The sequence below is a fragment of the Pseudomonas sp. Marseille-Q7302 genome (assembly GCF_965111925.1).
Map to the genome: position 1 here is coordinate 312,937 of NZ_CBCOPK010000001.1, position 20,701 is coordinate 333,637.

The 20,701-nt window shown below is 61.2% G+C and carries 15 protein-coding genes and 1 tRNA gene; 7 read left to right on the forward strand and 9 right to left on the reverse strand.

Going from position 1 to position 20,701, the window contains the following annotated elements; translation table 11 throughout:
- Positions 1-33 precede the first annotated feature (33 nt).
- The 3 genes from ACWPW1_RS01540 to ACWPW1_RS01550 are packed head-to-tail and all read left to right on the forward strand — an operon-like array spanning position 34 to position 4,522.
- Positions 34-1,809, forward strand: a complete 1,776-nt coding sequence (locus tag ACWPW1_RS01540; RefSeq protein ID WP_434775492.1) for a type I secretion system permease/ATPase — start codon at positions 34-36, stop codon at positions 1,807-1,809.
- On the forward strand, positions 1,806-3,125 hold the full coding sequence (locus ACWPW1_RS01545; RefSeq protein WP_434775493.1) for an HlyD family type I secretion periplasmic adaptor subunit: 1,320 nt from the start codon (positions 1,806-1,808) through the stop codon (positions 3,123-3,125). Before ACWPW1_RS01540 ends, ACWPW1_RS01545 begins: the two co-directional genes overlap by 4 nt.
- 5 nt (positions 3,126-3,130) lie before the next feature.
- On the forward strand, positions 3,131-4,522 hold the full coding sequence (locus ACWPW1_RS01550) for a TolC family outer membrane protein (protein ID WP_434775494.1): 1,392 nt from the start codon (positions 3,131-3,133) through the stop codon (positions 4,520-4,522).
- A gap of 54 nt (positions 4,523-4,576) precedes the next feature.
- Here the strand turns inward: ACWPW1_RS01550 and ACWPW1_RS01555 are convergent, their stop codons facing one another.
- From ACWPW1_RS01555 to ACWPW1_RS01565, 3 genes are all read right to left on the reverse strand, one after another.
- Entirely contained in the window at positions 4,577-6,577 is a 2,001-nt protein-coding gene (locus ACWPW1_RS01555; RefSeq protein ID WP_434775495.1) for a DUF4214 domain-containing protein, read from the reverse strand.
- Positions 6,578-6,695: 118 nt separating this feature from the next.
- Positions 6,696-8,687: a DUF4214 domain-containing protein gene (locus ACWPW1_RS01560; protein WP_434775496.1), complete on the reverse strand. Its 1,992-nt coding sequence runs from the start codon at positions 8,685-8,687 to the stop codon at positions 6,696-6,698.
- Between the two features lie 123 nt (positions 8,688-8,810).
- Positions 8,811-8,886: transfer RNA gene (locus ACWPW1_RS01565), tRNA-Thr, on the reverse strand.
- A gap of 118 nt (positions 8,887-9,004) precedes the next feature.
- Between ACWPW1_RS01565 and ACWPW1_RS01570 the strand changes: the two genes are divergently transcribed.
- Positions 9,005-9,352 carry a hypothetical protein gene (locus ACWPW1_RS01570; RefSeq protein WP_434775497.1) on the forward strand — a complete coding sequence of 116 codons (348 nt, stop codon included), beginning with the start codon at positions 9,005-9,007 and terminating at the stop codon, positions 9,350-9,352.
- Positions 9,353-9,512: 160 nt separating this feature from the next.
- Here ACWPW1_RS01570 and betA read toward each other — a convergent pair whose 3' ends face one another.
- From betA to betI, 3 genes are all read right to left on the reverse strand, one after another.
- Positions 9,513-11,255: a choline dehydrogenase gene (gene betA / locus ACWPW1_RS01575; RefSeq protein ID WP_434775498.1), complete on the reverse strand. Its 1,743-nt coding sequence runs from the start codon at positions 11,253-11,255 to the stop codon at positions 9,513-9,515.
- Between the two features lie 90 nt (positions 11,256-11,345).
- A complete protein-coding gene (betB, locus tag ACWPW1_RS01580; RefSeq protein ID WP_434775499.1) occupies positions 11,346-12,818 on the reverse strand; it encodes a betaine-aldehyde dehydrogenase in 1,473 nt (490 codons plus the stop codon).
- Between the two features lie 285 nt (positions 12,819-13,103).
- A complete protein-coding gene (gene betI / locus ACWPW1_RS01585; protein ID WP_059313127.1) occupies positions 13,104-13,691 on the reverse strand; it encodes a transcriptional regulator BetI in 588 nt (195 codons plus the stop codon).
- Between the two features lie 192 nt (positions 13,692-13,883).
- Between betI and ACWPW1_RS01590 the strand changes: the two genes are divergently transcribed.
- From ACWPW1_RS01590 to ACWPW1_RS01600, 3 genes are all read left to right on the forward strand, one after another.
- On the forward strand, positions 13,884-14,294 hold the full coding sequence (locus tag ACWPW1_RS01590) for a winged helix-turn-helix transcriptional regulator (protein WP_059313128.1): 411 nt from the start codon (positions 13,884-13,886) through the stop codon (positions 14,292-14,294).
- Complete coding sequence (locus ACWPW1_RS01595) at positions 14,278-15,276, forward strand: LLM class flavin-dependent oxidoreductase (protein ID WP_271653582.1); 999 nt, start codon at positions 14,278-14,280, stop codon at positions 15,274-15,276. Before ACWPW1_RS01590 ends, ACWPW1_RS01595 begins: the two co-directional genes overlap by 17 nt.
- 258 nt (positions 15,277-15,534) lie before the next feature.
- Entirely contained in the window at positions 15,535-17,706 is a 2,172-nt protein-coding gene (locus ACWPW1_RS01600) for an ATP-binding protein (RefSeq protein WP_434775500.1), read from the forward strand.
- 134 nt (positions 17,707-17,840) lie between these two features.
- Here ACWPW1_RS01600 and nfsB read toward each other — a convergent pair whose 3' ends face one another.
- The 3 genes from nfsB to ACWPW1_RS01615 are packed head-to-tail and all read right to left on the reverse strand — an operon-like array spanning position 17,841 to position 20,653.
- A complete protein-coding gene (nfsB, locus tag ACWPW1_RS01605) occupies positions 17,841-18,491 on the reverse strand; it encodes an oxygen-insensitive NAD(P)H nitroreductase (protein ID WP_271653584.1) in 651 nt (216 codons plus the stop codon).
- An 18-nt stretch (positions 18,492-18,509) separates the two neighbouring features.
- On the reverse strand, positions 18,510-19,646 hold the full coding sequence (locus tag ACWPW1_RS01610; RefSeq protein WP_434775501.1) for an L-dopachrome tautomerase-related protein: 1,137 nt from the start codon (positions 19,644-19,646) through the stop codon (positions 18,510-18,512).
- The gene (locus ACWPW1_RS01615; RefSeq protein WP_434775502.1) at positions 19,646-20,653 is read right to left on the reverse strand and encodes a zinc-binding alcohol dehydrogenase family protein; all 1,008 of its coding nucleotides are present in this window, start codon (positions 20,651-20,653) and stop codon (positions 19,646-19,648) included. The genes ACWPW1_RS01610 and ACWPW1_RS01615 overlap by 1 nt, the downstream gene beginning before the upstream one ends.
- Positions 20,654-20,701: the final 48 nt, after the last annotated feature.

Consider the following 20,701-nt stretch of genomic DNA (forward strand, 5'->3'; position numbering starts at 1 on the left):
TGATCCAATCGCTTTTATTTAATGGTACGATTTATGCAGCTTAAAATCAATAGTGAATTCAAAGAAGCTTGGGACGAATGTAAGTATAGTTTTTATACGGTTTGGTTTTTTAGTGTTTTCGTAAATGTCCTGCTTTTGGTTCCTGCTTTTTATATGATCGAGGTTTATGATCGAGTAATTAGTAGCCGAAGTGTTACGACGTTGATAATGCTAACGATTATATTGGTCGTGATGATGTCGACCTATGGTCTTTTAGATTGGATTCGATCTAGAGTAATGGTTCGAATATCTACCCGATTAGACCTTTTTATGAGTGAAAGGGTTTTTGGGGCAAGCTTCAAAAAAGCTCTCTATACAGGCGGCTTAGGGTCGGCGGGTCAGCCAATGTCTGATCTGACTGGTTTGAGACAGTTTTTAACTGGTAGCGGTATTTTTGCGTTTTTTGATGCACCTTGGTTACCTTTGTATATAGGTGTAATGTTTTTCTTTCATCCTTTTTTTGGGCTTTTAGTAATTGGAGGCGCACTCGTTTCTATTGGTTTAGCTGTTGCAAACGAAAAGTTAACAGGGAAAAGGCTTAAAGAAGCGAATAAAGAAAATAGCGGGTCTTTGAGCTTAGTAGGGAAAAGTCTTCAGAACGCTGAAGTGATCTTCTCGATGGGTATGCTCACGAATGTTCTAAAACAGTGGAAGGATGGTAATGTCAAGGTGCTCGCGCTTCAAGGCCGTGCTAGTGAAATAGGCGGGGCTATAAGTAATATATCTAGAACTTGGCGAATGCTGCTTCAGTCCTTCGTGTTAGGTTTGGGCGCGTATTTGGTTATAAATAACGAAATAACGGCGGGTATTATGACTGCCGCTTCATTGCTCACTGGTCGCGCTTTAGCTCCGATTGATCAAATGATAGCAAATTGGAAAGGCTTCGTAGCGGTTAGAGGGCAATATTCACGTTTAAATGAAATTTTACAACAAATTCCATCCGATCCTGGCAGGATGTCTTTGCCAGTGCCTAAGGGCGATATTTCTGTTGAGCAAATCATAGTAACGCCGCCCGGCGGTCAATTCCCCGTAATTAAAGGTATTTCTTTCAGAGCACCTGCTGGCGCTTCTGTTGGGGTTCTTGGTGCAAGTGCAGCTGGCAAGTCAACCTTGGCCCGTGCTCTATTAGGTATATGGCCAGCCCAGAGCGGAAAGGTACGCTTGGATGGTGCAGATATTTTCCATTTGGATCGAACTCAGATAGGTCCTTATATAGGTTATCTTCCACAAGACATTGAACTATTTGACGGTACTATTGCACAAAACATTGCACGTCTTGGCGAGGTGGATGCGGAGAAGGTCGTAGATGCGGCCAGGCTAGCAGGCGTACACGATATGATTCTGCGTCTACCCCAGGGCTATGACACAATCATTGGGGCGCATGGTGGCGTCTTGTCAGGTGGCCAGCGCCAACGGATAGGGCTGGCTAGGGCGCTCTATGGCGATCCCAAGCTAGTTATTCTCGATGAACCCAATTCCAATCTGGACGACGTGGGCGAGCGAGCCTTGGGCGAGGCGCTGATCAAGCTCAAGCAAAAAGGCACGACGCTATTCATCATTACCCACAGGGTCAGTGCCCTGGCGTTTGTGGATAACCTCCTGGTGCTGAGCGAGGGGCAGATCGTCATGTCCGGCGCCCGCGATCAGGTCTTGGCTCAGCTCAAAGCTCAGCAGAGCGGCGGCCCTCAGCAGGTTGCCAATCCTGCGCCCGTCACGCCGTTGCCGCCCAAGCCCAGTAGTGCGGGCCAGCCGGGAGGTACGCCGGCATGAGGGATGTGTATGCAGAAGCCGCGGCGGCGGGTCTCAAGGTCGACGACGCACCCGTGCGGCGCCTGGGGTTCATGATTCTTTTCGTGGTATTCGGTATCGGTGGGGGCTGGGCGGCGCTGGCACCCTTGGACAGTGCCGTCTATGCCTCGGGCCAGGTGGCGGTGGAGAGTTACCGCAAAACGGTACAGCACTTGGAGGGCGGTATCGTTCGCGAGGTTCGTGTCCACGACGGCGAGGACGTGAAGGCGGGGGACGTATTGCTGGTACTGGATCCGACACAGACGTCTTCGGAGCTTGAAGCGGTGCGCAGTCAGCTGGTCGCGGCTCAGGCCCAGGAAGCCCGCCTGATCGCCGAGCGCGATGATGCCGATGATGTGATGTTCAAGGACAGCGACCTATCCACTGCGGACAAGAGGGTGCAGGAAGCCCGCGCCAGCGAGCGCCAGATTTTTATCGCTGGTCGCGATGCGCGTCGAGGCGAGGTCAATGTGTTGAAGAATCGCGCCGCCGAACTGGAGCAGCAGATTCGCGGTTACAACGAGGTCATTGCCAGCAAGGAAAGCCTAGTCAAGTCCTATGCCAGTGAGATCAAGGATCTCACTGGGCTGCTCAAGGAAGGCTTCGTTAGCAACGAGCGGCTGCGCGACCAAGAGCGCAATCTCTCCCGACTGCAGGCGGAGATTGCCGATCATCGTTCATCCATCGCTCGGGTAAAAGTACAGATCGGCGAGACACGGCTACAAATCCTTCAGACCACCCAGAAGTTTAAGTCGGATGTCGCAAGCAAACTCGCCGATGCACAATCGCGGGTCTACGAGGCCCGTGAGCGGCTGGCTGCCTTGCAGGACAGGTTCAATCGTACCGAGGTCAAGGCACCGGTGGATGGCATGGTCATGGGGTTGGCGGTGCATACCATCGGGGGAGTGGTCCAGCCAGGCACCAATCTGCTCGATATCGTGCCGGATGCCGCCAAGCTGATCGTCGAGACCCACATCGAGCCCAAGGATATCGATCGAGTTGAGCTCGGTAGCAAAGCTGAGGTGCGCTTCAGTGCGTTTAGCCATGCCACCACGCCGATTATCGAGGGCGAGCTGATCTATGTGTCGGCGGATCGACTGACCAATGAGCGTGATGGCGCGCCGTACTACCTGGGCCGGGTAAAGCTCACGGACCAAGGCGCCAAAGATTTGGGCAATCGCGAATTGGTGCCCGGCATGCCCGCCGATGTGCTGATCAACACCGGATCCCGTACCATGCTGCAATACCTGCTCAAGCCGGCGCGCAATGCCATGGCCCGTTCCATGATCGAGGAGTAGGGCTGATGATCGCTAAAGTCTTTCCTCTTGCATTGGTCTTGAGCTGGAGCGGTTTCGCTCTCGCCCAGGCCCTCGATACTCCGCGTGCCCAGGATTATGTGGACCTCTGGAAGCTGTATCAGGACAGTGCACTCTCCGATCCCCGCATTCGTGGCGCCGAGGCTCAGGTAAAGGATTTGGAAGGTCAGGAGCGCGCTGCGTTCGGTCAGCTGCTGCCCCAGTTGAGCGGCGGCGTCTCGACCAGTCGTGTTCGCCGTGAAGAGGGTGAGCAGAAGCTCAACTACAATGGCGAGAGCTACAACCTGACCCTGAGCCAGGCGCTGTACAACGCTGCGGCATGGCGTGGTTTCAAACGTTACGAGCAGCTCACCGAGCAATATCGCGCTCAGTACGACGATGCAAAGAACCAGTCGGCAGCGGATCTGGTGCAACGTTATTTCGCCGCCTTGGCTGCGGAAGACAGTCTCGAGCTGGTTACCGCCGAGCGCAAGGCGACGCAGCGCAACTTGGAGCGTGCCCAGGCGCTGTTCGACAAACAGATGAGCACGGTCACCGATGTGCTGCAGATTTCGGCGAAGGTCGACAGCCTCAAGACCCAAGAGATCGAGGCCCGCAACCAGATTCAAGTCACCCGTGAAGCCCTGGCCGAATTGATCGGCCGGGCGGTCTACCAACCGCTCAAACGACTCAATGAGAAAGCCCAATTGGCCATGCCCCAGGGTGACGAAGAGCAATGGGTGAACTCGGCGGTGGCGAACAACCCGGCCCTGCAAGCCAAGCAGCGCGCTGTGGACGCGGCCAACTATGGGATCGCCGAAGCTAAGGGTGGGCATTTGCCGACCGTGAGTTTCAATCTGGGCGCGCAACGCAGTGACTTCGCCTATGAAAACGTCATCGCCTCTTCGGCGATCAATACCTATTCCGCCACCATCAGCGTGCAAATTCCCTTCTATAGCGGCGGTTCTACCAGCGCTCGGGTGGCAAGCTCCTATGGCTCGCGCGATGCGGCCGAACAGGAGTTCGAATCCATTCGCCGTCAGGTAGTCAAGGAAACGCGCACCGCCTACATAAAGAGCGCTGCGGACCTCGCCAAGATCGGCTCGTCACGTAATGCGCTGGAGTCGGCCATCAAATCACGCGCCGCCAGCGAGCGCTCGTTGAGCCTCGGCGTGGCGACCGCCGTAGACGTGCTCAATGCGGTGCAGCAAGAGTACAGCGCGCGGCGGGATTACCTGCAGGCGCAATATGACTTCGTCACCAATCAGCTAGTATTGCTGCGTTGGAGCGGTGGTTTTCGGGAGACCGATATTCAGAAGATCAACGGGTGGCTGGCGGTACCGACGCCGGGCGAGGAGCGTAAAACGGGGGTCAAGGAGGGCGAAGTCGCCAAGGGTTGAGCAACCAAGCCGAAAGAAAAACCCGCCGAGTCAGGCGGGTTTTTTGTGCCAGGGTCAGACCCAGTCACTCTGGCCGATGAGCTGAATGAAACCATCAGGGCCTTCGGTCAGCAGGTGGTTTTCCTGCGAATTGGTGAAGTTGATCATGGCGGCGCCACGACTCAGGCCGGCGTCAAGCTGCTGCGTCCAGTGGGCCAGGCCTGCCGCTTCACCCTCGCGTCCCAGAACGGTCTGATAGAGCTGATTGGCAAAACCCTGGTTATCTACGGCGCTGTAGCGCAGAGCGAATTCCTGGGACTGGGCGAAGCCGTTGGCAATGGTATTGAAGGTCATGCCGTGGCTGTTGGCATTGAGCCAGTCCTGGAGGCCATTGAAGTCGGGGACGCGGTCGAACACGGTGTAGAGTCGGGCAATTTCCGCCTGGTCCTCTGTCAGCACGAAGACGTTCTTGTCGATGAAGCTGAGCATATTGATGTCGTTCAGCAGCATTCTTTCACCGTTCGCGCTGTTGATCAGGCTCAGGGTGCTCGAATTGGCGAGGCCTCGTTGATAGCTGCTCGAAACACCTTCCAGATAGAGGATGTCGCCGCCCTTGTAGCCATAGAGTTCGGTGCTGTTGCCGGCATCGAAATCGAATTGGCTTTCATGAAGTCGGTCTCCGTACTGGCTGCCAAAGACCACACCATCCTGGATCACCGCATCGTTGTCGGACCAGGCGCTATGGGTCACGATCTTGATAAAGCCATGGTTGCCGGAGGTGGCGTTGATGCTTTCCTGCGAGTTGGTGAAATTGACCATGGCCTCGCCTCGGCTCATGCCCTGATTCAAAAGATGAGTCCAGTGTGCCAGCCCTTCGGCATCCCCAGAGCGCTGTAGGATGGTGTTGTAGAGTTGGGCGGCGAAGCCTTGGTTATCTAGGGCGCCATAGCGACCTGCGAATTCCTGGGAGTTGGAAAAGCTTGCGGCAATGGTGTTGAAGGACGTCCCATGCTCGTAGGCTTCAACCCAATTCTGCAAGCCCTGGAAATCAGGGGTACGGCCAAAGACCGTGTAGAGCCGGGCGATCTGCGCCTGATCTTCGGTCATGACGTAGACCATCCAATCCCGGAAGGCCAGGGCATTGATGTCGTTTAGCGATAGCTGCGTCTGGCTGGAGAGATTGGTGACATTTACCTGGCCACCATTAGCCGCGTCCACGGTGATCTGATAATCGCTGTAGAAGCTGTCCATCACCAGTGCATCGGCGCCTTTATAGCCATACGCCGAGGCAGCCTTGGCGATATACGAAAGCTGGTATTCGTACATCAGATCATCAAAGTCACTGCCGCTTGCGACGCCCGCGCCGACGGGGCGGTGCTGATAGCCTTCGAGCAGCAGGTTGTTGTTACCCGATACACTCTGGGCGTACCAGAGGGCATTGAAACCGCCGGTCGCTGCATAGTAGGAGCCAGAGCTATCTCCTGCCGACAGGACACCATTGATGATCGGAGTTCCCGAACTCATATCCAGCAGCGGACCGCCTGAGGCGCCTGGGCCTAGCGTGGCTCCTACGTCATAGGCTGCGGTGGAAGGAAAGTCCGAGTAGGCGTACCCGGTGGTTTGAATGAGGCCGGACTGATCGGCCGGGTATCCCAGCAGGGTAGCCTGGAAGCTGTCGGTGGAGTTTCCTACGGTAAGCGCACCGCCGGTCGCTGCGGCTAGGTTGACGTCGAGGCCGATGAGCGCCATGTCCTGGCTGGCCTCCCTGATCGTCAGCAGATGATCGCCATCAGTATCCCAATTGGTGGTGCGACCGACCCAGTTGCTGGCGAAGTAGGTGCCAAAAGGCGCCCCAAAGCTACCGATGCTGTCGTCCACATAGGCGCCGGGTGTGACCACAACTTGGGTAGCCCAGCCACCGTGGGTGGCATCGAAAACCACATGCAAGGCCGTCAGCACGTCGTTGATACCTACGACACTGCCGGAGCCCCTCGCAATGGTACCGTCCGGAAAATAGGTCTCGATGTAGCAGACTTGCTTATAAGGGGCGACAGAGCGATCGGTGATCAACGGCATCACGACTCATCCATGAAAGATTAACGAATCCAATGATAGCCCTGGCGCCGAGCACCAGACGTGCGCTTGAACCGCTAAACCGACATCTCGTCGAACAGATAGCCCGTTGCTGCCGCCTTCAGGTCCAGTCGCTCGTGCCGACCAGTTGTATGAAGCCTTCCGGGCCTTGGGTCAGGTATTGATTCTCCGATGAATCGGTAAAGGCGATCAGCACCTCCGCACGGCTCGATCCACGCTCCAGGGCATCGATCCAGTGCGCAGCACCTGCAGCTTCCGCAGGGCGACCGAGCACCGTGCCATAGAGCGATTCCACGAATTCCAGAGTGGTCAAGCCGCCATAGTGCAGAGAAAACTCGGCGGATTGCGTGAAGCTCTGAGCGATGGCGGCGAACTCCGTACCGTGACGTGAGGCGATCGTCCAGTCATGCATGCCTGCTAGGTCCGGCGTCCGGTCGAAGGCCGTGTAGAGCCGGGCGATTTGAGCCTGGGAAGACGTCAGGACGAGGACGTTTCTGTCGCTGAAGCTCAGCATCTCTACGTCATGCACCTGCATCTCAACCCCGGTAGCAAGGTTGACCAAGGTGACGCTGGCGACGTCTGACTTGCCAGAATCGCGTAGATAGCCGCCCGCTGCTCCGTCCAGCTGCAACACGTCAATGCCACTCTGGGCGAACAATCGCACCTCGTTCGAAGAAACGAGCAGCGCTGCCTCGTCGAGATGATCGGTAGAGTCGGTACCAAGCGCCAATCCGGGTTGAATGACCAGATCGTGAGCGGACCAGGCGTTGTGGGCCACGATCTTCAGGTATCCGATAGTGCCTTCGCTATGCTGCCGATTCTCGGCGGATTCGGTGAAGGCTAGCAGAGTATCTTGGCGACTGAATCCGGCTTCGAGTTGCTCGAGCCAGTGGGTCATGCCTGAAGTGTCCGCCTGTCTGTCCAGAACGGTGCCATACAGGTCAGAGACGAATTGGGTGTCGCTGCTCTGACCATAGCGTCCGGTGAATTCTGCGGAGTCGGCAAAGCCAGAGAGAATGCTCTGGAACGAGGTGCCTTGAGAATAGGCGCTTAGCCAGCCTTGCAAGCCGTCGACATCCGGTGCCCGGCCGAAGCCGCTGTAAAGGCGAGCAATCTGAGCCTGCTCTTCGCTGAGCACGTAGAGCGTTCGATCTAGAAAGTTCAGGACGTTGATGTCGTAGAGTTCAAGCTGCGCGCCGGTCTGGTGGTCGGTTACCGTCAGTGCGCCGTTGCTGGTCGCGACGATGTATCGAGCATACGAACCTTGCATGACTAGGGTGTCGGTTCCCTGGTATCCATATACCTTGGCAAGGTTGTCGGCATCATAGGATAGGCGGGCTTGCAACAAGCGATCATCGTGATCGCTACCACTGGAAATACCCGCTCCCATCGGCCGGTAAGCGCTGCTGACATCGAGCAGGACGTCATTGGCGGCAGCCGCCGCCTGGTACCAGCTCAGATTGGCGCCTGTCATGGCTGCGTAGATGGCGTAGGTGTAAGCGCTGTCTCCTGCAGACAAGACTCCGCTGACGGTAGGGAAGCTATGATTGGAATCGACGAGCGCTCCGCCTGAAGCTCCTACGCCCAAGGCGGCATCGACACGAAATACGGACTCATTGGCGAAGTAGGTGGCATTCACGGATTCCTGCATCACGCTGGAGCCGCGTGCAGGATAGCCAACGATGGTGCCAGTGAAATTTTGCTGGCTGTTCGTAACCTGCAGACTTCCTGTCAAGCTGGCCAGATTCAGATCGAAATTGAGCAAGCCCAAGTCATGGCCGGACTCGGCAAGACTGGGAATTCCATCGTTGTTGGTATCCCAGTTCGAAGAGTATCCCGTCCAACTTTCCGCCGAGTAGGTACCAAGAGGCGCGGAAAAGCTATTGCTACCGACCAGGGCTCCGGGCGTCACGCTGACGTGAGTTGCCCACCCGCCGTGATCGGCGTTGTAGATCACGTGCAGTGCGGTGAGCACATCGTTGGTACCCACCACCGTCCCAGAGCCACGTAGTACGGTCCCGTCGGCATAGATAGCTTGAATGAAGCAGCTTTCTTTGTAGGGCGAGACGCTACGGTCGGTAACTTGGGCCATGGTCCGATCCATTTGCAGTGATGACCATGGATCATACAGAGGCAAGCGTATGACGGTAGCGGATAGATCCGACGGAAGGAGAACTGGCGTGAGCGATCAGTTGGGAACGTAAGGAGATTTAGATGGTGCCGGCACCAGGAGTCGAACCCGGGACCTACTGATTACAAGTCAGTTGCTCTACCAGCTGAGCTATACCGGCAAGGGGGAGGCCATTATAGCCATGAAAAAGCCCTTGTAAACCAAGGATGTGCGGCGGTTAAGGCTCGCGTAAGGCAGCGGCGGCTAAAATAGGTTGAAGAGCTTGTGAGGAGCCACCCATGAGAACGAAGATCCTGGCCATCCTGGCCGCTGCTCTGGCGGGTTGTACCAGCCAGGCGAACCTCGAGCGCAATCCGCCGATGGAGCTGCGCACGGGCAAGAGTGCCGAGGACTATCGCACCTGCCTGGTGACCGGTCTGAAAAAGGATGGCCGCCATGTGCTGGTCCAGCTGCAAGGCAACAGTGGGCAGCGCGTACTGGTGGACAGCAAGGTGCCGGGCGCCACGGCGGCCATCATCGACATCGGGTCGGCGCCGCGCGGTACGCGTATCCAGTTGCGCGAGCAGATGGCCAACAATCCGCTACGGCCGCGGACCATTCTGACGGCGGTGAAGGATTGTCTGTGAGGTGACAGATGGTGGCGGGCTGCCCTCACCCCGGCCCTCTCCCAGAGGGAGAGGGGGAAGAGCGGTCTACTGGCAATTGGTGGGGCTTGGCCAGGCAACCGCTACCAGCTACGAAGTCAGATACAAGAAGGGCGCCCTTCTTGCGTTCAGCTGCCTGGGATCAGGCGGCCGGCTGGTTGCGACGTTCCGGGACCGGCTCGGCGGCACGCTGGCCGTTGACATCGCGCAGCGGGGTACCCCGTACCGGGGCGCCGTTGGCGACGTAGTAGGCGGCGTTGCTGCGCGGCAGCGGGGCGCGGCCGCGGATTTTGTCGGCGATCTTCTCGGCGATCATGATGGTCGGGGCATTGAGGTTGCCCGTCGCGATGATCGGCATGATGGAGGCGTCCACCACGCGCAGGCCTTCCAGGCCGTGCACGCGACCGGCGCCGTCGACCACCGCCATGTCGTCGGTACCCATCTTGTTGGAGCAGGACGGGTGATAGGCGGTCTCGGCGTGGGAGCGCACGAAGGCGTCCAGCTGGGCATCAGTCACGCAGTCGCGGCCCGGGTTGATCTCTTCGCCACGATAGGGGTCCAGCGCCGGCTGTTGCATGATCTCGCGGGTCAGGCGGATGCCGTCGCGGAATTCCCGCCAGTCCTGCTCGGTGCTCATGTAATTGAACAGGATGCTCGGATGCTGGCGCGGATCGCGCGAGGTCAGTTCGATGCGGCCGCGGCTGGGCGAGCGCATGGAGCCGACGTGAGCCTGGAAGCCATGGGCCTCGATAGCGTTGCTGCCGTTGTAATTGATAGCGATCGGCAGGAAGTGGTACTGGATGTTGGGCCAGTCAAACTCTTCGCTGGAGCGGATGAAACCGCCTGCCTCGAAGTGGTTGCTGGCGCCCAGGCCGGTGCCCTTGAGCATCCATTCCAGACCGATCTGCGGCTGGTTGTACCACTTGAGCGCCGGGTACAGCGAGACCGGCTGCTTGCACTCGTACTGCAGGTACATCTCCAGGTGGTCCTGCAAGTTCTGGCCGACGCCGGGTAGGTCATGGATCACCGGGATGTCGAAACGACGCAACAGCGGCGCGGGGCCGACGCCGGAGCGCTGTAGGATCTGCGGCGAGGCAATAGCGCCGGCGCAGAGCAGCACCTCGCGACGGGCGCGCACGGTAATGGCTTCCAGCGAATCGCCCTTCATGTAGGCGACGCCGTTGGCGCGCTTGCCCTCGAAGAGAATGCGATCGGTGGTGGCGTGGGTGACGATGGTCAGGTTCGGGCGACCCTTGGCCTGATCCAGATAGCCACGGGCGGTGCTGGAGCGCCGGCCGTTCGGGGTGACGAAGCGGTCCATCGGGCCGAAGCCTTCCTGCTGATAGCCGTTGAGGTCTTCGGTGCGCGGATAGCCTGCCTGGACACCGGCTTCGACCATGGCTTCAAACAAGGGATTGGTGTCTGGCTTGGCGGTGGTCACCGACACCGGACCCTCACCGCCGTGCCAGTCGTTGGCCCCGGCATCGCGCTTCTCGGCCTTGCGGAAGTAGGGCAGGCAGTCGAGGTAGGTCCAGTCGTCCAGGCCATCGAGTTGCGCCCAGTTGTCATAGTCCAGGGCGTTGCCGCGGATGTAGCACATGCCGTTGATCAGCGAAGAGCCGCCCAGGCCCTTGCCGCGGCCGCATTCCATCCGGCGATTGTCCATGTGCGGCTCGGGCTCAGTCTGGTAGGCCCAGTTGTACTGCTTGCCCTGCAGCGGATAGGCCAGGGCGGCCGGCATCTGGGTGCGGAAGTCCAGGCGGTAGTCGGGGCCGCCGGCTTCCAGCAGCAGGACGCTGACGTCCTTGTCCTCGGTCAGCCGGGTGGCCAGGACGTTGCCGGCCGAGCCGGCGCCTATGACGATGTAATCGAATTCGTGTGCCATGAAGATTCTCCTCCTGACGGCGGGTGGGGTGGTGACCCCATCCCCGGGCCCTCTCCAGCGGAGAGGGGAGAAAAGCGCTACTGAAGCGGCCTAGAAGATCGAGGCGTAATCGCCCAGCTCGACCTGTACCGACTTGATGCGGGTGTAGTGGCCGAGGGTGGTGAGGCCGTTCTCGCGACCGACGCCGGAGTGCTTGTAGCCACCCACTGGCATCTCGGCGGGCGATTCGCCCCAGGTGTTGATCCAGCAGATGCCGGCTTCCAGGCGATGGATCATGCGGTGGGCACGGGCCAGGTCACGGGTGACCACGCCAGCGGCCAGGCCGTACTCGGTATCGTTGGCGCGGCGCACCACCTCGTCCTCGTCGGCATAGGCGAGGATGCTCATGACCGGGCCGAAGATCTCTTCGCGGGCGATGGCCATGTCGTCACGGCAATCGGTGAAGACGGTGGGGGCGACGAAGTTGCCCTTGGCCAGCTCGCCCTGGGTGACGCGCTCGCCACCGGTGAGCAGGCGGGCGCCTTCGGCCTGGCCCTGGGCGATGTAGCCCAGCACCTTTTCCATGTGCGGGGTGCTGACCAGCGGCCCGAAATTGGTCTCGGCGGCCAGGGGATCGCCCAGCTTGATGCGCTTGACCCGCTCCACCACCTTGGCCTCGAAGTCGGCCTTGAGCGCCTGGGGCACGAACACCCGGGTGCCGTTGGTGCAGACCTGGCCAGAGCTGAAGAAGTTGGCCATGACGGCGATGTCGGCGGCGCGCTCCAGGTCAGCGTCATCGCAGACGATCAGCGGCGACTTGCCGCCCAGCTCCATGGTGACTTCCTTGAGCGTCGAGCCGGCGGCGCTGGCCATGACCTTCTTGCCGGTGGCGACACCGCCGGTAAAGGAGATCTTCTCGATGCCGGGATGCTCGGTCAGGGCCACGCCCACCTCGGGACCGACGCCGTTGACCACGTTGAAGACGCCATCGGGCAGGCCGGCTTCGGTGTAGATCTCGGCCAGCTTCAGCGCGGTCAGCGGGGTGACTTCGCTGGGCTTGAAGATCATGGCGTTGCCAGCGGCCAGGGCCGGGGCGGACTTCCACAGGGCGATCTGGATCGGGTAGTTCCAGGCACCGATGCCGGCGACCACGCCCAGGGGTTCGCGGCGGGTATAGACGAAGGAAGTCTCGCGCAGCGGGATCTGCTCGCCTTCCAGAGCGGGGACGAGCCCGGCGTAGTACTCGAGCACGTCGGCGCCGGTCACGATGTCCACGGCCTGGGTCTCGGACAGGGCCTTGCCGGTGTCCAGGGTTTCCAGCAGGGCCAGCTCGTCGTTGCGTGCGCGGAGGATGTCCACGGCCTTGCGCAGGATGCGCGAGCGTTGCATGGCGGTCATGGCGGCCCAGACCTTCTGGCCTTCGGAAGCGGCTGCCACTGCCTTGTCCACGTCGGCGCGGCTGGCGCTCTGCACCACGGCAAGCACCTCGCCGGTAGCGGGATTCAGGGTTTCGAAGGTGGCGCCACCGGTGGCGGCGACGTAGCGGCCACCAATGTACAGCTGCTGTTCGGCGAAACGGGCCATGGACGATCTCCCAAGACGGGGCGGGCGCCGTGGCACCCGCAAGGAACACAGGGGGAGCGAAAGAAGGGCTCTTTGCTCCAGCGATGAATCCAGTCTACTTAATTTTTATTGAACGTTCAATCAATGAAAAATTCGTGGTCGAGGCGAGACGAGCCAAGGGGCCGCCTAGAGCGGATCGGTCCGGGGCGGGTGATTAGCCAGGGGGAGAGGAGGGAGGTTGGGGAGGGAGCAGCTGAAGACGCCCCGTCGGTGCTGACCGGCAGGGCGGGAGCGATCGGGTGAGCGTCAGGCCTTGGCCAGTTGCAGGTCCAGGTAGTCGTAGGCGATCTGCAGGGCCTGCTGGGTGTTGAAGGCGTCACCGGAGAGGGCGCCGCGCAGCCAGAGGCCGTCGATGATGGCGGCCAGGCCGCGAGCGGCGGCGCGAGCCTGGTCGCGCGGCAGCAGGCGTCGGAATTGCCAGCAGAGGTTGGAATACAGGCGCAGGTCGTTGATGCGCTGCAGGCGGCGCAGGTTGGGCTGATGCATGCTGGTGGCCCAGAAGGCCAGCCAGGTCTTCATGGCTGGTCCGCTGACCTGGGTGTCATCGAAGTTGCCCTGGATGATGGCGCGCAGGTTGGCGGCGGGATCGTCCCCGGGCAGCGCCGCGCGGCGCTCGCGCACGGCCTGGCGCAGGGCATTCATCAGATGCCGCATGGTGGCTTCGAGCAGGCCGTTCTTGTCTTGGAAGTAGTGGCTGATGATGCCGTTGGAGACACCGGCCTTGCGGGCGATGAAGGCGATACTGGCGTCGCCCATGCCAACTTCGTCGACGGCTTCGAGGGTCGCGGCGATGAGCTGCGAACGGCGGATGGGCTGCATCCCGACCTTGGGCACGAGGCATCTCCTGAACAGAGGGAAGAGTCTCCGAGGGTAACTATTTTTTATTGAACGTTCAATCAATAAAAATGGTCACGACCTCCTGGATTGTGCCTTGGCCGGAGCAGCAGTACCAGCCCTGACAGGTGGTTACTTTTAATAACCGCCCAGAAGGCGTAGGCTGGAGTCAGTTCTGCTTCGAGGATCGCCATGGACGCCGTGGTCAGTCGTATCTCCAGTCGTCGCCGCCTGCATGCCCATGCCTGTCCGATCAGGGACGTGCTGGATCGGATCGGTGATGCCTGGTCCTTGCTCACGCTCTTCACTCTGGAAGCCGGCCCGTTGCGCTTCAATGAATTGCGTCGTCGGGTCGATGGCATTTCCCAGCGCATGCTCAGCGTGACCTTGCGTCAGCTGGAGCGCGACGGCCTGGTGTCCCGCACGGTGACCCCGACCAAGCCGCCCCAGGTGGAGTACGCGCTTACCGCCCTGGGCCAGAGCCTGATGGTGCCGGTGGGCGCTCTGGCCGCCTGGGCCGCCGCGAAGCAACCTCTCATTCAGCGCCACAGGGCGGCCTACGATCAGGCCGCCGAGGAGATCCCTGATGACCCGTCTCTCTAAGACCGCCCTATCGGTCCTTGACCTCGCTCCCATCCGCGACGATGGCGATGCCGCCCAGGCGCTGCACAACGCGCTGGACCTGGCGCGCCATGTCGAACAGCTCGGGTTCTCCCGCTACTGGGTCGCCGAACACCACAACATGGACGGCATCGCCAGCTCGGCGACCGCCGTGCTGCTGGGCTATCTGGCCGGTGGCACCAGCACCCTGCGCCTGGGTTCGGGTGGGATCATGCTGCCCAACCACGCGCCGCTGGTGGTGGCCGAGCAGTTCGGCACCCTGGCCTCGTTGTATCCGGGCCGTATCGAACTCGGTCTAGGTCGCGCACCGGGTTCGGATCAGCGTACCGCCTATGCCCTGCGCCGTGATCGCCTAGGCAGTTCCGACGACTTCCCGCGGGACGTGGAGGAGTTGCAGCATTACTTCGGGCCACAGCAACCGGGGCAGGGCGTGATCGCCATGCCGGGCGCGGGCACCGAGGTGCCGATCTGGCTGCTGGGTTCGAGCCTGTTCAGCGCCCAGCTGGCCGCGGCCAAGGGCTTGCCCTATGCCTTCGCGTCGCATTTCGCGCCGCGCTATGTGCACGAGGCGATCCGCCTGTACCGCGAAAACTTCAAGCCATCCAAGGTCCTCGACCGGCCCTACGTGATGCTCGGCGTGCCCCTGGTGGCCGCCGACAGCGACGATGAGGCCAACTACCTGGCCACCACCGTCTACCAGCGCATCCTGGCCCTGTTCCGCGGTGACAGCCTGCGCCTGCAACCGCCGGTGCGCAGCATGGAGGGCGTCTGGTTGCCGCACGAGAAGGAGTCGGTATCGAGCTTCCTCGGCATGGCGGTGATCGGTGGCCCGGACAAGGTCCGTGAGCGTCTGGAACTGCTGCTGGAGAAGACCGACGCCGACGAGCTGATCTTTACGTGCGACGTCTACGAGCAGGCGGATCGCTTGCGAGCGTTCTCGATCCTGGCGGATCTGAAGGGTTAAGGCGGTCGAGGTCTTTTCAACGTCGCGGTTGGTACGGCGGTGCGCGCTCTCGCACCGCCGCCGCCGAGGCGGTTCCTGACGGACCACTCTCCAGTTTCATCCGCTCCCCGGTCCCACGCAGCAGGCGCTTTATCGCAAAAGCCTGACCTTGCTGGAACCCCATCGTAAGAAACCGTGCCTGTAGCTTTATACATAAAGCCTGGCGGTTGGTACGTCGTTATTCGATCGACGCCCTTGTCAGGCAAGGATCGGTTACTGATGTCTTCTGTGCACGTACTCCTTCGTCAACGAACGGCACTGGCAAAGTTTGGAGAGCTTGCACTCAAGGGAAACGACCTTGATGAAATCCTCCATCAAGCCTGTCACCTCGTCAGTGAGGCGCTGGATACACCGCTGGCGAAGGTCATGGAGCTCCAGGCCGATGGGAGTAATCTACTTGTCCGCAGTGGCGTCGGTTGGAAACCCGGCGTAGTCGGGCACGAGCTCGTGCCTGCTAAAGAGCGTTCGTCCGAAGGTTTCGCGCTACAAACGGGTGAGCCGGTGGTATCGACGGATATCACCACCGAGGATCGTTTCGATTACCCGCAGTTCTTGAAGGATCACGGCGTGCGGGCGCTGGTGAACGTCATCATCCTGGGGCCAGACGGCCAGCCGCCCTTTGGCTTGCTGGAGGTCGATAGCCCCGTCGAGCGTGAATTCTCGCCAGACGACATCGACTTCCTGCGGACCTACGCCAACCTGCTGGGGGCGACCGTGGATCGCCTCAATAAAGTCCAGGCGCTCGAGCATTCCGAAGCCGAGTTGCGTGAGCGCGAGGCCCAGTATTGCGCCGCGACCGTCCTCAATCCGCAGATTCCCTGGACAGCCGATGCGCAAGGACTCATCGATTCCTTCGATGACCGCTGGCTGACGCTTACCGGTCGCTCTCGTGAGGAGCTGTTGGGCGAAGGCTGGTTGCAGGTGCCTCATCCTGACTACCGGGAGCGTATGCAGCAGGCCTGGCGACACTCCCTGGCAACTGGCGCCGCCTACGATATTCGAACCTGTCTCCAGACGGCCAGCGGTGGCTACGGCTGGTACCGCGTCAGGGCCTTCGCTCAAACGGACGAACAGGGCCAGCGTCAGCGCTGGTACGGCACCATCGAAGATATTCAGGAGCGAATGGATCTCGAGTCGGCGCTGGTCCATTGGAACGAGACGCTGGAAGAGCGGGTACGTGACCGCACCGCAGCCTTGGAGCAGGAGCAAGCAGAGCGGGCGGTCACGGAGGAAAAGTTGCGCCAGAGCCAGAAGATGGAAGCGGTCGGCCAGCTCACGGGCGGGATCGCGCATGACTTCAACAACATGTTGGCCGGGGTGATTTCCAGTCTGGAATTACTGCAGCTACGCATCGCCAGAGGCCGTTTGGATGATCTGGACCGCTACATCATCCTGGCCTTGACCTCCGCGAATCGCGCCGCAGGCCTTACGCACCGGCTTCTGGCCTTTTCTCGTCAGCAGCGCCTCGAGCCAAAGAATCTGCAAGCCAGTCTGCTGGTCAGCGAACTGGAGGATCTGATCCGGCGCACGGTCGGGCCCGGGATCCGTTTTGAAATCCTGATCGGAGACACGGGCGTCATCCATTGCGACCCCAACCAGCTCGAAAATGCGCTGCTGAATCTCGCCATCAATGCACGCGATGCGATGCCGGACGGCGGGGTACTGACCCTTGAAACGAAACGGGTGTCAGTAGAGCCCCACTACGGCGAGCTGAGGGATCTGCCGATAGGCGACTATCTCAAGATCAGCCTGACCGATACCGGTATCGGCATGTCGCCGGACACCGTGGCGCGGGTCTTCGAACCCTTCTTCACGACCAAGCCGCTAGGGGAAGGCACCGGCCTGGGTCTGTCCATGGTCTTTGGTTTCATGGAGCAGTCCGGCGGGCAGATCCGGGTGCATAGTCAGCTGGGCGCAGGCACGTCCGTCAGCCTGTTTTTCCCGAGGGGCATCAGGGGCATCGAACAGATCGATGAGTTAGCCAGTACCGATCCCGACGCCTGCCCTACAGGTAACGGAGAACGTGTCCTGGTGGTCGATGACGAGCCGGTGGTTCGCAAGACCATGGCGGCCGCCCTGAAAGAGCTTGGCTACCAGGTCATGGAGGCAGCAGATGGTGCCTCGGCGCTCGCCAAGTTCAAGGCGTCGCCGGATATCCAAATCTTGGTGACCGACATTGGCTTGGCGGGAGGAATGACCGGCAAGGTCCTGTACAGCCAATTGATCGCGTTGGATCCCCGGCTCCGGGTGCTGTTCGTCAGCGGCTTTGCCGGTCCGCTGTTCGAAGAAGGCCTGCCAAGCCAGGCGCTGCAGCTGTCCAAGCCGTTCACGATGAATGAATTCAGTCGCTGCGTAAGCCAACTGGTTCGCGCGCCTCACGGCGCGAGATGAATACAGCCTTCGTTGAGATCACTGCATCCAAACGCCTAGGCCGTCGATCGATACAGGCGCCTTAGCGAGTAGTGCGCCAGGAAAGGACGACTATGCCGACGTCCTTTCCTGATGGTTACTAGGCTGCCTCAGCATCAATCGAGGAAGGTGAAGACCTGCTCGCGGGTCAGGCGTGACTTGGGCAGAGCGGCGTTGAAATCACTTTCGCCACGATAACCCAGGCCGACTACCACCAGGGCGGTGTAACCCTGCTCGCGCAGGCCCAGTTCCTGGTCCAGGCTGTTGGCGTCGAAGCCTTCCATGGGGGTGGCATCGATCCCCAGCGCAGCAGCGCCGAGCAGTAGGGTGCCTAGCGCCAGATAGGTCTGCTTCTCCATCCAGTGCTGCACATCCTGGCGCTCATGACGATGCAGGTCGACGAAATGACGGCGGGTACCGTCCTGGGTGGCGCGCGCTTCGGGCTTGGCGAAGCGGCCGTCCTGGGCTTCCTGTTCCAGCACCTGGGCCAGATGGCCTTCGGTCATCTCCAGGCGGGTGCAGAGCACGATGACGTGGGAGGCCGGCAGCACCTTGGGTTCGTTGTAGGGGCTCTGCATGCCACGGGCGATGCGCGCCTTGGCCTCGGCGCTGGCGGCGACCACGAAGTGCCAGGGCTGGGAGTTGACCGAGGAAGGCGCCTGGCGCAGTAGCTCCAGCAGTTCTTCGACCTGTTCGGCCGGGATGCTGCGGGAGCCGTCGAAGGCCTTGGTGGTGTAACGGGTACGGGCGATCTGGGACAGCTGCATGGATAACTCCTGATCGGATCAGTGCTGGGCGTCGATCTTGACGCGGAACAGGCTGTAGGGCTTCTCGCGCAGGTCCTGGCCACCGTGGAACTGGGCCTGGCGATGGAGCTGGTTGGCGGTGAAATAGAGATAGCCGTCCGGGCCGATGCTGAAGGTATCGGGCCAGAGCACGCGCGGATCGTGGACCAGGGTCTTCCAGCTGCCATCGGCCTGGCGCTGGCGCACGGCATTGTGCTCGTAGTCACCGGCATAGACGCGGCCCTGGGCATCGGCTTCGAGGCCGTCGGACGCGCCTTTCTCGCCGAGATCTTGCACCCCGGCACGCACCTCGGCCTCGCTGGCGTTGGGATCACGCAGCAGGGCGGTGGGCACGGCATAGAGGTGTCGGCTGGATAACGGGCTGAAGTAGAGGGTGCCGCCATCCGGCGACAGGGCGATGCCATCGCTGGCAATGGCCGGCCGGACCTTGCTCCCATCGGGACGCTGCATCAGCAGCGGCTCGCCTTCTACCACTGGCAAGAAGCTGGGATCGACATTGGCCTGGGGCGCGCCGGTCAGGCGGCGCTGGGCCTGGCCGGTGGCGAGGTCGAGGATGATCAGGCCGCCTGGAGGTGCCGAATCGGTGACATAGGCTACCCCGGCGCGGCCGACGCGAAAGTCAAAGCGCATGTCGTTGACGTAGCTGTTGGGCTCGAGCACCGCCGCGGGAAAGACCAGGGTCCTGGCGACCTTGTTGGTCTTGAGGTCGATGGCCACCAGCTTGACGCCACCGGCCTTGGGCGGAGCAAAGCCAGGCGCGGCGGTGTCCAGCACCCAGAGGTGTCCGCGACCATCGGCAACCACGCTCTGCACACTGATGAAGCCCTTGCCCGGCTGGCCCGGGGTCTCGACGTTGAGCGCGGCGTCCGGGTAGGGCACCGCCTTGCCGTCCTTGAGTTCGGCCACGGTGAAGGGCACCTCGTCGCCCCAGCGGGGATAGTTGACGAAGATCCGGCCGGTCTCGCTGACGGTGACCCCAGTGGGCATGGCGTCGCGGAAGGCGAAGACCTGCTCCAGCTGGCCAAGGGTGCGCTCCTGGGGCAGCGGCGCGGCCTGGGCCGTCAGGCTACCGACGGCCAGGGCGACGGCGAGGGTCAGGGCGGAGAGCCTGGCCATCAGAAGCCCTCCAGTACGAGCTTGCCGCGGGCCTGGTGGCTTTCCAGCTGGGCATGGGCGCGGCGCAGGTTGGCGGCATCGATACGGCCCAGATGTTCACCCAGGGTGGTCTTGAGGGTGCCCTGGTCGATCAGCCCGGCCACGCGTTCGAGGATCTCGTGCTGGCGCACCTTGTCCGGGGTCTGGAACAGCGAGCGGGTGAACATCAGCTCCCAGTGCAGCGAGAGCGACTTGGCCTTCATCGGCACCACGTCCAGCTGCGCCGGATCATCGATCACGCCGAGACGGCCCTGGGGCCGCAGGACGTCCACGAGCTGGGTGAAGTGCTCATCGGTATGGGTGAGGCTGGCGACCAGGGTCACGCCGTCCAGGCCCAGGGCTTCGAGCTGGGGGCGCAGCGACTGGTGGTGGTCGATGACGTGATGGGCGCCGAGCGAGCGCACCCAGTCCTGGGTTTCCTGCCGCGAGGCGGTGCCGATCACGGTCAGCTCGGTCAGCTGACGGGCCAGCTGGACCAGCACCGAGCCGACGCCGCCCGCGGCGCCCATCACCAGCAGTTGTTGACCCGCACCACCGCCTTCGGTCGCGCCCAGGCGATCGAACAGCAGCTCCCAGGCAGTGATGGCGGTCAGCGGCAGGGCCGCGGCCTGGGCGTGATCCAGGCTCCTGGGCTTGTGGCCGGCCAGGTGTTCGTCCACCAGGTGCAGTTCGCTGTTGCAGCCGGGGCGGAACAGCTCGCCGGCATAGTAGACCTCGTCACCCACGGCGAAGCGGCTGACGGCGCTGCCTACGGCGCAGACCACGCCGGAGACGTCCCAGCCCAGCACCTTGGAGTCGCGCTGCACCAGGCCCTGGCGCACCTTGGTATCCACCGGATTGACCGACACGGCGCGGACCTCTACCAGCAGGTCATGGGCCTCGGGCGTGGGATCGGGCAGCACGGCGTCCTGCAGGGCGCGGGGATCGCTGGCGGGCAGGGTGGCGTCACCGTGGATGATGGCTTTCATGGGCGGATTCCTTTGTACGATGAGAAACGTGATGCCATGGTCGTCTTC

Bases quoted from the DNA above. Each gene is read 5' to 3' on its own strand.
- nfsB (WP_271653584.1), bottom strand. From the start codon at position 18,491: ATGCAGCTGTCCCAGATCGCCCGTACCCGTTACACCACCAAGGCCTTC.
- ACWPW1_RS01570 (WP_434775497.1), top strand. From the start codon at position 9,005: ATGAGAACGAAGATCCTGGCCATCCTGGCCGCTGCTCTGGCGGGTTGT.
- ACWPW1_RS01545 (WP_434775493.1), top strand. From the start codon at position 1,806: ATGAGGGATGTGTATGCAGAAGCCGCGGCGGCGGGTCTCAAGGTCGAC.
- betB (WP_434775499.1), bottom strand. From the start codon at position 12,818: ATGGCCCGTTTCGCCGAACAGCAGCTGTACATTGGTGGCCGCTACGTC.
- ACWPW1_RS01540 (WP_434775492.1), top strand. From the start codon at position 34: ATGCAGCTTAAAATCAATAGTGAATTCAAAGAAGCTTGGGACGAATGT.
- betA (WP_434775498.1), bottom strand. From the start codon at position 11,255: ATGGCACACGAATTCGATTACATCGTCATAGGCGCCGGCTCGGCCGGC.
- ACWPW1_RS01590 (WP_059313128.1), top strand. From the start codon at position 13,884: ATGGACGCCGTGGTCAGTCGTATCTCCAGTCGTCGCCGCCTGCATGCC.
- ACWPW1_RS01610 (WP_434775501.1), bottom strand. From the start codon at position 19,646: ATGGCCAGGCTCTCCGCCCTGACCCTCGCCGTCGCCCTGGCCGTCGGT.
- ACWPW1_RS01595 (WP_271653582.1), top strand. From the start codon at position 14,278: ATGACCCGTCTCTCTAAGACCGCCCTATCGGTCCTTGACCTCGCTCCC.
- ACWPW1_RS01600 (WP_434775500.1), top strand. From the start codon at position 15,535: ATGTCTTCTGTGCACGTACTCCTTCGTCAACGAACGGCACTGGCAAAG.
- ACWPW1_RS01615 (WP_434775502.1), bottom strand. From the start codon at position 20,653: ATGAAAGCCATCATCCACGGTGACGCCACCCTGCCCGCCAGCGATCCC.
- ACWPW1_RS01550 (WP_434775494.1), top strand. From the start codon at position 3,131: ATGATCGCTAAAGTCTTTCCTCTTGCATTGGTCTTGAGCTGGAGCGGT.
- ACWPW1_RS01560 (WP_434775496.1), bottom strand. From the start codon at position 8,687: ATGGCCCAAGTTACCGACCGTAGCGTCTCGCCCTACAAAGAAAGCTGC.
- ACWPW1_RS01555 (WP_434775495.1), bottom strand. From the start codon at position 6,577: ATGCCGTTGATCACCGATCGCTCTGTCGCCCCTTATAAGCAAGTCTGC.